We start from the raw sequence: 12,073 nt of genomic DNA, 5'->3' as shown, positions 1-12,073 counted from the left end.
CCCCCCGGGTCACTTCTCGGCGGAAATCAACACGCTCATCTCCGCCCCGAAGTACAAACTCCGTCATGAGTTGGCATATTGCCAAATTGCATGGCCACAGCAAGATCACGGTATTGTCTCGGCTACGCCAGGAAGCAACGAGATGCCTTCTTAGGCCGTCAACCGCCGCATTCCGGTCATTAGACGACCTTTGGCGACCTCCTGAAAGCGGACATCGTCATTCGCCCAACGAACGACCTGCGCGGGGTGGTAAGCGGACTGAAGGCTATCGGCGAGCAGGAGGCACACTCAAGCAGACACCAAACCCGCTGAGCTTAGGGCGCTAGGCTCTTCGTGCGGAGATAATGCTCGGTGATAGTGAGGCGCGCCTGGTTGCCGATCGAGTTTGCCGCGATCTGGTTATAGACGTGGTTGGCGAACGGTATGCGTGCTATCTCGATATCGACCCCTGCCGCTCTGGCGGCTTCGACAAACGCATAGACGCCATCGGATACGACAAGGCCATCTTTTTCGGGCTCGATGACCAAGGTCGACGGCGCCTTATCGGAGATGTAGGTTGCCGAACTGATGGCCGAGATGCGCTCGGGAAACTCTTCGGGCGCACCCCCAAGATACCCCATCATTAGCATCTGAGGCTCGAAGCCAGGCACCGGAAAACCACGCTCATAGGTCGCCACTGGATTCACGGCGGGATACTGCACAACCACAGCCTTGGGCACCGGCACGTCACCACAGGTGGACTGCACAGCGCCCTGTGCAGCTCCATAGGCGAGGTTCACAGCAAGATTGCCGCCGGCAGAATCGCCCAGCAGTGCGAGGCGATCCGGGTCGCCGCCATAGGTCGCAGCGTTGGCATGAACCCAGGCTAACCCGCAGGCCACGTCCACGGGCGCCTTGTCCCAGGTTGGATTGCCGGCGGTAAAAAGCCGATATTCCAGGCTGAACACGATCCAGCCGCGATCGGCAAACCAGCGCAGGTCGGCTGCTGTCTCGGTATTCGTGCCGATCATGAAGCCGCCACCATGGATATAGACATAGACGGGCGCCGAGGTCGTGGGCGTGGGCGGAAGATAGATCGCAGCGGTAAGAGGATTGTCTGCTTCAGCTGAAACCGTGGCGACCTGATCGGGCTGGGGATCACCTATCTTGCCAAGAAACAGGCCGGCGACAGGGTTGACACTGCCACCTGCGCTCCCCGCGGCGACCATTATGCTGCCGACAATGAAAACGGAGGCCAATGTGGCGGCGGTAGATAGGGTCGTCGCAGCCCGACCGAGCCAGACAGGCCCCCAGCGCCAGGCTGCGATCGACACCAATCCGGCGACACCCGCCAGCACGACGAAATGGGGGCCGAAGGTCGTCCACAACGAAGACGACATCGTTGCATAATAGCTCGATGTCGGATCGAGCGCGGCGCCGAGCGCCAAAGCCAGGACGACCGCGCTCCCCGCAATGGCAGCAAGGCAGACAATCAATAGCACCCACCACGCTATGCCCCGTCCGCAACCACCAGCCATTCGTATTCCCCCAAAGACGCTTGCCCACGATCGTGACGGTGGCCCGGCCACCGAGTGGAACACGAACATAGCGCATGTCGATATGGCGAATAAGCCGGAGTATTCCGCGAAGTAGGATGTCTCGAGTGTGCCCCGCCCTCTTCGATCAGCAGGCGCACAGGCAAGTTGGCCGTCGGCGAAGCGCCCCATTCCTGCCGTTCAGGCTGCAATCTCGATTTCCTGAGAGCTGCCGGTCTGCTCTAGTTGCCGCAACCGCGGTAGTGGGTGGGGTAGTTGGTCCGCCTGATTTTGCTCAGCACACCCCATGGCGCTCGACGCTGCAATGGCTCGGATCCGGTTTCCGCAGAACCTGTACTTTGCGCCAAATCGGGGGTCTCAATTTGCATAGCCTACCCACCCCCTGAAGCTCAGGCCTACAAAGAACAGGCCGATCCGTGCGAACCCGGCCTCGGCCAGCATCGCTTCGTCCTCGTCTGGCGACAGGATGGTTAGCCTCCTGCCGATCGCCTCGCGGGCCGCGGCAAGATGGGCAGGATCTGTGCCGGGCGGCGCACCATAGGCCGCGTGGCGGGAGATCCATTGCGACCGCTCCGGCTCGGTCTGTGGAAAGCTGATATGCATGAGTACCAGGGGCGCCCCGGGTCTCAGGCGCTGCCGAAGTCCAGCAAGGATGCGTGCCCGCTCTGTCCGGTCAATGAAGTGAAGACCAGCAGGCAGGTCGTGCCATCAAACGGCCCTTGTGGGGCGGCTTCGACGCCGCCGTGATGGAGGCGAACCCGATCGCTATGCGGCGCCACCGTCTCCGCCGCCAGTGCCAGCATGTCCGCCGACGGATCGACCCCGTCGAAGGTCCATCCGGGTTGCGCCTCCGCCAGCGCCTTCAGTTCCATGCCACCGCCCGCGCCAAGCACTAGCACGTGTCCGCCTGGCGACATCTTTTCAGCCAAGAGCATCTCCACCATGCGATGCAGGCTGGCAAAGCCCGGCACCTGGCGAGGCGGCCCCTCGAGATATCCTCGTCCGTGTCCGGCAAATGTGGTCTTCATTGCATCGTCCTCTGCTCATGGGCGGCGAGGGGCAGGCGTGCCCCGGAAGCCGAGCTGAAGCGTTTGCGAAATAAAGTCGCAAAGCTGCAAACCGAGAATTCCCTGTTAAAAAAGGCCTTTGTGGCCATGACTTCCGAGTGGGAAGAATAGCAGTTCCAAAAATGTCTCGGATGGGGTGGTTACCAGTCCATCCGCTCTTGAGGCTAGAATTCCCAACTGGACGCAACCGGTAAGGTCGGTTGCAAGGGTCGGCTCGCGCGCTGCTCCAGATTGAACGTGTGACGCGGTTCACGCGGTAGGCGGGCTATCTCTTGCGAGAAGCTGTTGTCGAGTTCGCCAAGGACGCCGAAGACGGTGCCCTTGGGCTTTTGTTCAAGACCGGCCGATCCAGCGGCAACAGTGCTGGCTTCGTACTATGTTCTCTCTCCCGTCTGGCGATCGAAAATATAGACGCGCTCAGAATTGATCGAGCAAGCAAATTGCTCCCCGACCGAAAGTGCGGTGTCGCCGTCGACGAGTGCTGTAAGCTGCGTTCCCGCCAGATCGAAATAGACCAGGGTTTGCGCGCCGGTAGGTTCGATCATGGTGATCCGGCCCGACAGTTCGCCGCCAGCGCGCATCACCAGATGCTCGGGGCGCAGACCGACGGTTACCGCCTGCCCGACAGCCCGGGCACCGCGCTCCGAAGGACAAGGAAGCAATTTACCATCGCTGAGCTTCGCCGCCCAGGCGCCGCTCTCTTGAACCAGCTCGGCTGGCACAAAGTTCATCGAAGGCGAGCCGATGAAGCCGGCAACGAAGATATTATCCGGATTGGAATAGAGCTCGAGCGGTGTGCCCTGCTGTTCGATGACGCCCTTGTTGAGAACAACGAGGCGATCGGCCAGCGTCATGGCTTCAATCTGGTCATGGGTAACATAGATCGAGGTCGTCTTCACCGTCTGGTGCAGGCGCTTGATCTCGGCACGCATTGCGACGCGCAGCTTCGCGTCGAGATTGGACAGCGGTTCGTCGAACAGAAACACCTTCGGGCTGCGCACAATGGCCCGGCCCATGGCGACGCGTTGGCGCTGCCCGCCCGATAGCTGCCCCGGCTTTCGATCGAGCAATGCTTCGAGGTCGAGCATGCGGGCAGCTTCCGCAACGCGCTGTTCGATCTCGGCCTTGGGCCGTTTGGCCAACTTGAGATTAAACCCCATGTTCTGCCGGACCGTCATCTGCGGATAGAGCGCGTAGGACTGGAACACCATGGCGATGTTGCGGTCCTTGGGGCTCACCTCGTTGACCTTCCGGCCCTCGACCCAGATCTCGCCGCCGGTGATTTCTTCAAGGCCGGCTATGGTACGGAGCAAGGTGGACTTGCCGCAACCCGAGGGGCCGACCAGAGCAACGAACTCACCTGATTCAATCTCAAGATCGAGATTGGGGATGATGGTGACTGCGCCAAAGGTCTTGTTGATGTTCTTGAGTACAACCGAAGCCATATCTGCCTCTTCTGCCGCCGAAAGCGGCCAAATGATTGATTATAATCAGCCTTTGACGCTGCCGGCGGCCATGCCCGAGACGATGAAGCGCTGCATGATGAGATAGAGCACGACCGCTGGCAGGGTGTAGACGACGCCGACCGCCATGACCGACTGGATGGGCGTGGAAATCTCGCCGATGAACCCTGCCAGACCGACAGAAGCGGGCTTCAGCCCATCGTCGGTAATGAAGGTCAGTGCGAAGACATATTCGTTCCAGCCGTGGAAGAATGCGATGACCGCGGAGGCCGCCACCGAAGGCATGACCACCGGTAGAACCACATGCACCAGCGCCATAATACCGGAACAGCCGTCAAGAACAGCCGCCTCCTCGATGTCGACCGGCACGGTGTCGAAGGCATTCTTCAGTATCCAGGTGATGACAGGCAGCGTGAAGGCTGTGTTGGCCAGAACGAGACCACCCAGATTGTTGAGCAGATGCAAAGGCGAGAAGATCGAAAATAGAGGTACAACCAGAACCGCCTCTGGTAGCATCTGAGTGGCGAGAAGCCCAAACCCGACCAATGCTTTTCCTCTGAAGCTAAAGCGAGAAAACGCATAGCCAAGCGGAACAGCGAATAGCAGCGTCAAAACGGCGGTCCCGGCAGCGATGACGAGGCTGTTGACCAACCATTCGCGCACTGCGCTCTCGGCAAATATCTGAGCGAAAATGCCGAGCCGGCTGAAATCCGGCAACAACTGCGGGACGGAGCCGAACATATTTGCGTCCGACGTCGTGGCGGTGACGAACATCCAGTAGAACGGGAAGACCGCCAGCCCTGCCAGGATCAGCACGATGAGAATGGCGACATAGCTGATGATGCGCGCGCTGGTCATCGGGAAGCCTCCGCCCGTTCGATGCGATTGACGAGAACGAAGTGGATGATGACGATGACGATGGAAACTAGCATCCCGACCATGCCCACGGCAGCCGCCTCGCCGAGCTTGTTGATGATGAAACCCCGGCGGTAGAGGTCGACAACGAGCGTATTGGTGGTACCCACGGGACCGCCCTGAGTGAGCAGCCAGATGATTTCGAAGCGGCGGATCGACCAGATCGTCATCAGCAGCGCAAGCAGCGACACTGTCGGCCGGATGACTGGCCATGTCACGGCGGTAAACTGGGTCCAGAGGCCGGCGCCATCCATCTGAGCGGCCTCACGCAATTCACGAGGCACTGACTGCAGCGCTGCGAGAATGACCACGGCGGTAAACGGGAAGAGCTGCCAGATCGTGATGGCAAGAACAGTGATCAGCGACAGGCTCGGATTGTCGAGCCAGAGCCCGTCGGGGGGCGCCAGACCGAAGACGCCCAGAGCTCTGTTGGTGATCCCGTATTGGCCGTTGAGCATCCAGCGGAAGATCAAGGCAATAGCGACCGGCGGCGCTGCCCATGGAATGATGATGAGCGAGCGCATCAACGATCGGCCGCGGAACTCACGATCCAGCAAGGTGGCCGTGAAAAGACCGAGCCCGATGGTGCCGATGACACAGCCGATTACGTAGATGGCTGTAACCCGTACCGTATTGGCAAAGTTTGGGTCGTTCCACAGGCGCTCGAAATTGGCGAAGCCGACGAAATTGAATCGGCCAGGATTGAGCAGCGGCGTGTTGGAGAAGGACAGGCGAACTTCCTGGAGAAGCGGAATGCCCTGGAAGAGGATGAGGTAGAGGACGCCTGGCAGCACCAGAATGTAAGGCAGCCATTTGCTGCCGTGGATTCTGGCGAGGTTTTTGGGATCGCTGCTCGACATGAGGTCACCGAAAGTTGCCCGCCCCGCACAAATGCGGGGCGGGAATTGATTTAGATAAGAGCTTCGACCTGAGCCTGGGCCTCGTCGAGCGCCGTCTGCACGTCAGTCTGGCCAGCGAGCGCGCGGAGAACAGCTTCAACCACGATATTGCGGATCTGCGGCGTTTCGATCTCGAGGCCCTGCGGCATGAACGGCAAGGCAACATCGCCGAGGCTGTCGAACACTTCGATGTAGGGCGCCTTGGCCAGCTCTTCGGCCGAACGCGGCACCGGGGTCGCTGCCGTCGAGCCACCGAGGAAGCCCTGCACCTTTGCCTGCGCTTCAGGCGACAGGAACCAGGCGAGGAATGCCTTGGCTGCGTCGGGATTAGCCGAATTGCCGTTGATGGCGAGTGCGGCCATAACCTGACCAATGGAGCGCGTTGGAAGGGGCGCCGTTGCTGCCGCGATGGCTGCATCCGGATTGGTCCCCTTGAGCACGGTCGGGATGCCGCCATTGTCGATCATCATGGCGATCTTGCCCTCGGCGAACATGCGGCGATAGGTGGCCGCATCAGTACCCTTGGGGATCACATTGGCATCGAACAGGGCCTTGTAGGCAGTCACGCCAGCGACGGTTTCGGGGCTATTGATCGTGGGAACGCCCTCGACAGCCCAGTGGCCGCCATTGCCATAGACGTAGTTCGAGAGATCGTACCACATGCCGGCTTCTTCTGCCTGGGTGTGGCGGAAGGCAAAACCGAATACATCGCCCTTGGTCTGCGCCTGTGCTTCGGCGACCAGCTCGTCGAAATTACTCGGCACATTGGTGACGAGGTTCGGATTGTAGATCAACGCGTAATTGGAGATATCCAGCGCCACCCCATAGCGTGTGCCGTCGACCACCAGCGAGTCATTGCCAGGCAGAAGTTCGATGCCGCTGGTGATATCGTCGAGCGCCACCAGCAGTCCGGCATCGGCCGCCGCGAAGATATTGGGCTGGTCGAAGGCAATGATATCCGGGCCGCCGCCGCCACCCATCTGGGTGAACATGGTGGTGCCGAAAGACGAGAACGGTGTGGTCACCGGCTCCACGTGCACGTCACTCTGGCTGGCGTTGAACTCCTCGACCAGCGCGATGAGCAACGGACCACGCAGCGGTTCGCCGAGCATGGAAGCGGCGAAGCTGATCTCTACGGGCTCAGCCTGAGCCATTGCCGTGGCGGAGAGCAGCACGGTTGTCGCGACTGTTGCCAGAAGCGTGCGTCTATTCATCATCATTTGGTTCCTCCCTAAAGTGATGACGTCAGGTATTCGCCACTCCTCGGGAGTGGCGGATTACAGTGATGGGGGCAGAGCAACCGGCGGCCATGCCGGCAAAGAGAGCGGCGCCGCGGCTGGCGGATTCGACGACATCGGGCTGTTCGTAGGGCCCCAGGATTTCGCGCTTCAGCGTCCGGACGAGGAGCGACCGAAGGCCGCCGCCGGTGGCGATGACACGCTCATGCGCGCCGGCGAATTCCTGCATACGATCGGCCAGAACCGCAGCCCGACGCTGTACGGATTCAACCGCAGCGCGCCAGACCGAAGCCGGCGACGGGTCATAGCCGATATTCGAGAGTACGGCCGTTTCGAGCCAGACGCGGTCAACCACCGGGCTGCTCGGCGTCGTCGCCAGCTTCAGCGCTTCCTGGTCAAGCCCATCCATGTCAGCTTCGCCCTTGCCCATGAGCTTGAGGAAACGCCACATGCCGATGCCCGAGCGAAGGCTGGTGGTGAGTTGCACCTGATCGGGGAAGATATCCCGACCAACCGCGATCTCCTGGTCGAGAGCCTCAATGAGGAAGTTGCGATTGACCATGTCGGCCGGCAGGCGACGAATGAGCGCTTCGCCCGTGCCGCAGGAATCGAGCAGGTCCATCTGTCCCACGGCACCGACGCCAACCCCGGCAACCAAATGGTCCATGCCGCAGACGGTAACAACCGCGCCGCTGAGACCCGTGAAACTGGAGGTGACGGTGCCCCAGGGTTCGCCGGCATGCACCAACGGGCCAATGAGACCTCGTGGTGCACCTACACAATCGAGTACTTCGCCGGACTCTCGGCTAGCGCCGACATCAAACATCCCGGTACGGCTCGATAGCGATGGCTCGGACGCCAGTTCACCAGTCAGCCGATAGGCGACCCATTCGGGAATGTTCAGCCAACGGCTCCACGACGTCTTGGGCGCAACAGCCGTCATCAGCCAGCCGAACTTCATCACGCTGGGTTTGAGGTTTAGCGGCAGGCCGGCAATGGCAGCAAAGCCACGCGCGCCCAGATTGGTCTCGATCTGACCGAGCACTTCTGACCCTCGCGGATCGTACCAGGGCAATACCGGCACAAGCACCCTGCCCTGCGCGTCGAGCACCACACCGGATTCAGCAAAACCGGTGACGCCGATACCCAGTACAGTGTGGGCCCCGCGCACGGCCGCCATGCTCTCAACGATGCGGCCGAATAGGACCTCCGCATCGAGCTGGCGACCGTGAACCGTGTCTTCCCACGGGGTCGTAGCCGAATTGAGCGCGACCAGCTGGCCATCGGGCGTGATCGCCTGCACCTTGCAGACAGTCGAGCCGATGTCGACGCCAATAAGAACCCCGTGACGTGCCATATCAGCCACGCTCCGCCCGGAAGATTTCGACATAGCTGGAGAAGCGGCGAGCGATTTCAGCACTCGCTTCGGCACGCGTTGCGGTACCGTCCATCAAGGCCTTGAGGCTGTCGGCCCAGGTCGAGCGACCGATCGCAAAGCCAGTAAAGCCGGGCACCTGTGCCGCCTTGCGCGTCCATTCTTCGATCACGGGCTCGGGCGCACCGCGTCCAAGAATGATGCAATCAACATTGTCACGGCCGCCGGCCTGCGCCTGATCAGCAACGGCGGCGTAATGCGCCACGTCCTTGAGACCCTCGACCTTCCAGATGTCTGCCTCAATGCCCGCTTCCTGGTAGCGCTTGATGGTTTCCACCATCATGGCGGGGCGCAATTCCGTATCGAAGCGTTCCTGCGAGCCTCCGACCGAAGCCAGCTGCTCAGGGGTGGCGAACACCAGGAGCTCAAGCATGAAGCGATAGGGCCGCGGCTTCAGCCAGTCAGACAGCTCCTTGAGGCGCGACATGGAAAGCGCAACGGAATCCGCGTCGATCGCATCATTGCGGATGGCGAGCACCTTGACCTGATCGGGCTGGAAGTCCTCGATATGCTTGTCGAATTCGGCGCCGTATTCGAGCTCGAATACATTCTGCATGGAGCGCTCGGCCGGCATGGCGAGCTTCACCCCGGCTGCCTTCGCCTTGCGTGCAATCGCGGCGCCGCATTCTTCATCGATGAGAATGCCCACGTCCTGCGGTCGAAGGCCCAGGCCAGGAAGGCTCTCGATCAGACCATCAAAGATGACTGATTTGAGGTCGGCGAAGTCGACCTTGCGGCCGTTGAATTGGCCACTATTCTCACCAAACATCTTGATGAGCGAAACACGGTGATCGAAGGCAAGGATGTAAAGCGGCGGGCGCGTGGAGATGGACATATGAAATACTCTTGAGCTCTATCGGGCCGGCGCCAGGTTCATGGCGACAGTCTTGATGCGGGTGTAGAAGGCGAGACCATCAAGGCCATGCTCTTTGAACGGCGAGCCGGAATCCTTGAAGCCGCCGAAGGGTTGATGGACGTCCCAGCCACTCGGCGGCAGGTTGATCACCGCCTGGCCGGTCTCGATGGCAGAGACAAAGGTGTGCGCAGCCGTAAGGTCATTGGTGAACACGCCGGCGGCGAGGCCGTATTCGGTATCATTGGCCATGGCGATGGCTTCTTCGAGCGTGTCGAAGGGAAGCACTGCGACTACCGGCCCGAAGACTTCTTCTTTCCAGATGCGCATGGCGGTCGTTACGCCCGTCAGCACAGTCGGCTGAACAAAACAGCCCCGCCCATAGGCATCCCCAGTCAGCGGTGCCCCGCCAAATGCGACATTGGCCCCTTCGCTCCGCGCGCTGTCGATGAGACCCAGCACCTTCTCGCGCTGCTTCTCATTGACCACCGGTCCCATGCTGGACGCTTCAAATTCGGCGGCACCAACCTGCACGGCGCCAGCCAATGCGGTAATGCGTTCTTCGACTGTTTTGAGGATCGAGCGGTGTACCAGCAGCCGGCTAACGGCCGTGCAGCGCTGACCGGTCTGGCCGAAAATGGCCGGCACCAGCAGGCCAAGGGCACGATCGATATCGGCATCGGCGAGCAGGACAGCGGAGTTCTTGCCGCCCATTTCGGTCTGCAAACGGGCCCGGCCATGGACCAGAGCGCGGCGAAGATATTTGCCCGTCGCCGTCGAGCCGGTGAAAGTGACGCCGGCAATTCGCGGATCGCCCGTCAGAGCCTCGCCCCAGGTCGAGACATCGCCGGTCACCGTGTTGACCACGCCGGCAGGCGCGCCCGCTTCAGCAAACATCTGCGCGAGGATCAGCGCGATTGCCGGGGTATCTGGCGATGGCTTCAGCACCACCGTATTGCCCGAGACCAGCGCCGGGGCCATCTTGCGGCATGGCACCATCAGAGGGTCATTCCATGGCGTGATGGCCAGTACGACGCCGATCGGCTCATGCACAGTCCAGGCGGAAACACCGGGACGACGATCAGGGATCAGGTCGCCATAGGGCAACCGCCCGATGCCGGCATAGAATTCCAGCATCTCGGCGCTGCGTTCGACCTCGATGGCCGCTTCGCCATGGGTCTTGCCCATTTCGAGCGAGATCAAGTCGCGTAGCTCAGTTGCCCGCCCCCGGATGAGCGCTGCAACGCGGAAAAGCAGTTTCCCCCGCTCCACGCTGGGCGTGGCACGCCAGGCTGGGAGAGCCGCGGCGGCTGCGTTTATGGCTTCCGTCACCTCGGCGCCGGACATGGCCGGCACCTGGGCAAGGACTTGATCTTGGTCGGCAGGATTGAGGGACTGCATCTGGGAGGACGGTTCGCCCACCCATTCGCCACCGACAAGATTACGCAGAAGCAGGGGGAATTGCATGGCTCACCTCACGAAATGGTCTGCCAGTCGCCCACCAGATATTTGGCAAGCGCTGCATCGTCGAAGTTGAAGCCAAAGCCGGGAGTCTGGTGGAGGACCAGCTCGCCGTTGTCGACCTCCAGCTGGCGGTCGATGATGTCGTAGAGGTTGTGAACGGCATTGCCCACAAAGTACTCCACATAGGTTGCGCTCGGGAACGCGCTGACCAGCGGTGCATGCAGGTCGTGGAACCAGTGTGGGCAAAGGGATGCGCCATAAGCGCTGGCCAGGTCCGCGATACGACGCAATTCGCTGATACCGCCGCAAACAGCTGCGTCCTGCTGCAGGATGATGGCTGCTTCGGCGTCGAGCAGTTCCTTGGTCCGCCAGCGGCCAGCTTCGATCTCACCGGTCGCCACGCAGATCGGGGTTTCCCGGGCAAGACGCGCGTGGTTGATGATGTCATCGGGGCTGAACGGCTCCTCGATGAAATAGGGATTGGACTTTTCCCACAGACGCAGCGCGCCGAGAGCTGTGGGCAGGTCCTTCCAGGCATTGTTGGCGTCGAGCATCAGGATGCCATCGGGGCCGATGGCGTCGCGGGCCGCGGCGATGCGGTCGGCATCTTCCGATGCGCTGACCCGGCCTACCTTCATCTTCACGGCCTTGAACCCAAGCGCCTTGTAGCCGGCCATTTCGTTATAGACACCGTCGAGGCCCTTGCCTTCGAGGTAATAGCCACCGCTGGCATAGGCTTTTACGCGATCGGAACGGCCACCGAGGAATTTGTGCATGGGCAGGTTCGCAGCGCGAGCATTGCGATCCCAAAGAGCGATGTCGATGGCCGACAGTGCACGCATGACCGAGCCGACACGACCATGGAGCAGGCTCTCCTGATACATGGCGTTCCAGGCGCCCTCGACCAGATGCGCATCTGTACCGATCAGGATGGGCGCCAGAAGATCGGTCACCGCCATGGTGGCAAGACCTGCAGCACGATGGCCGGGATAGCAAAAGCCGATACCGGCAACGCCGTCATCGCCAGTGACTCGAACAAGCGTGTATTCGCGCTGCGTTACGGTGCGGCTCGAAAAGCCCGTTGGCGCCGGAAGAGGGATGCTGGCGGTTGCCGCCTCGATTTTGCGAATAGTGGTCACGACTTACCTCATTTACGCCACGCTTGCGCAGCGCTGCCTTGCAATGAATGCAACCTAGGCTTGAC

General features: G+C 61.1%; 9 protein-coding genes and 1 pseudogene. All 10 read right to left on the bottom strand.

Annotated features, from left to right (window positions below):
- Window positions 1-314: 314 nt before the first annotated feature.
- The 10 genes and pseudogenes from ACSQ2A_RS11015 to ACSQ2A_RS10970 all read right to left on the bottom strand — a co-directional run bounded on the left by ACSQ2A_RS11015 (window position 315) and on the right by ACSQ2A_RS10970 (window position 12,008).
- Complete coding sequence (locus ACSQ2A_RS11015; protein ID WP_436072266.1) at window positions 315-1,517, bottom strand: alpha/beta hydrolase; 1,203 nt, start codon at window positions 1,515-1,517, stop codon at window positions 315-317.
- 375 nt (window positions 1,518-1,892) lie between these two features.
- Window positions 1,893-2,563 (bottom strand): annotated as a pseudogene (locus ACSQ2A_RS11010) (class I SAM-dependent methyltransferase).
- Window positions 2,564-2,976: 413 nt separating this feature from the next.
- Window positions 2,977-4,047 carry an ABC transporter ATP-binding protein gene (locus tag ACSQ2A_RS11005; protein WP_436072265.1) on the bottom strand — a complete coding sequence of 357 codons (1,071 nt, stop codon included), beginning with the start codon at window positions 4,045-4,047 and terminating at the stop codon, window positions 2,977-2,979.
- A gap of 45 nt (window positions 4,048-4,092) precedes the next feature.
- The gene (locus tag ACSQ2A_RS11000) at window positions 4,093-4,923 is read right to left on the bottom strand and encodes a carbohydrate ABC transporter permease (RefSeq protein WP_436072264.1); all 831 of its coding nucleotides are present in this window, start codon (window positions 4,921-4,923) and stop codon (window positions 4,093-4,095) included.
- Window positions 4,920-5,840, bottom strand: a complete 921-nt coding sequence (locus ACSQ2A_RS10995; RefSeq protein ID WP_436072263.1) for a carbohydrate ABC transporter permease — start codon at window positions 5,838-5,840, stop codon at window positions 4,920-4,922. The genes ACSQ2A_RS11000 and ACSQ2A_RS10995 overlap by 4 nt, the downstream gene beginning before the upstream one ends.
- Before the next feature lie 50 nt (window positions 5,841-5,890).
- The gene (locus ACSQ2A_RS10990; RefSeq protein ID WP_436072262.1) at window positions 5,891-7,099 is read right to left on the bottom strand and encodes an ABC transporter substrate-binding protein; all 1,209 of its coding nucleotides are present in this window, start codon (window positions 7,097-7,099) and stop codon (window positions 5,891-5,893) included.
- A gap of 25 nt (window positions 7,100-7,124) precedes the next feature.
- A complete protein-coding gene (locus ACSQ2A_RS10985) occupies window positions 7,125-8,474 on the bottom strand; it encodes an FGGY-family carbohydrate kinase (protein WP_436072261.1) in 1,350 nt (449 codons plus the stop codon).
- 1 nt (window position 8,475) lies between these two features.
- Window positions 8,476-9,387 carry a 2-deoxy-5-keto-D-gluconate 6-phosphate aldolase domain-containing protein gene (locus tag ACSQ2A_RS10980; RefSeq protein ID WP_436072260.1) on the bottom strand — a complete coding sequence of 304 codons (912 nt, stop codon included), beginning with the start codon at window positions 9,385-9,387 and terminating at the stop codon, window positions 8,476-8,478.
- An 18-nt stretch (window positions 9,388-9,405) separates the two neighbouring features.
- Window positions 9,406-10,872 carry an aldehyde dehydrogenase family protein gene (locus ACSQ2A_RS10975; protein ID WP_436072259.1) on the bottom strand — a complete coding sequence of 489 codons (1,467 nt, stop codon included), beginning with the start codon at window positions 10,870-10,872 and terminating at the stop codon, window positions 9,406-9,408.
- A gap of 8 nt (window positions 10,873-10,880) precedes the next feature.
- Entirely contained in the window at window positions 10,881-12,008 is a 1,128-nt protein-coding gene (locus ACSQ2A_RS10970) for a mandelate racemase/muconate lactonizing enzyme family protein (protein WP_436072258.1), read from the bottom strand.
- Window positions 12,009-12,073 lie beyond the last annotated feature (65 nt).

It is taken from the genome of Devosia sp. LjRoot3, from assembly GCF_964252865.1.
Lineage (GTDB): Bacteria > Pseudomonadota > Alphaproteobacteria > Rhizobiales > Devosiaceae > Devosia.
Note: the sequence above shows the minus strand (reverse complement) of the source record. Positions and strands in the feature narration are given on the sequence as shown.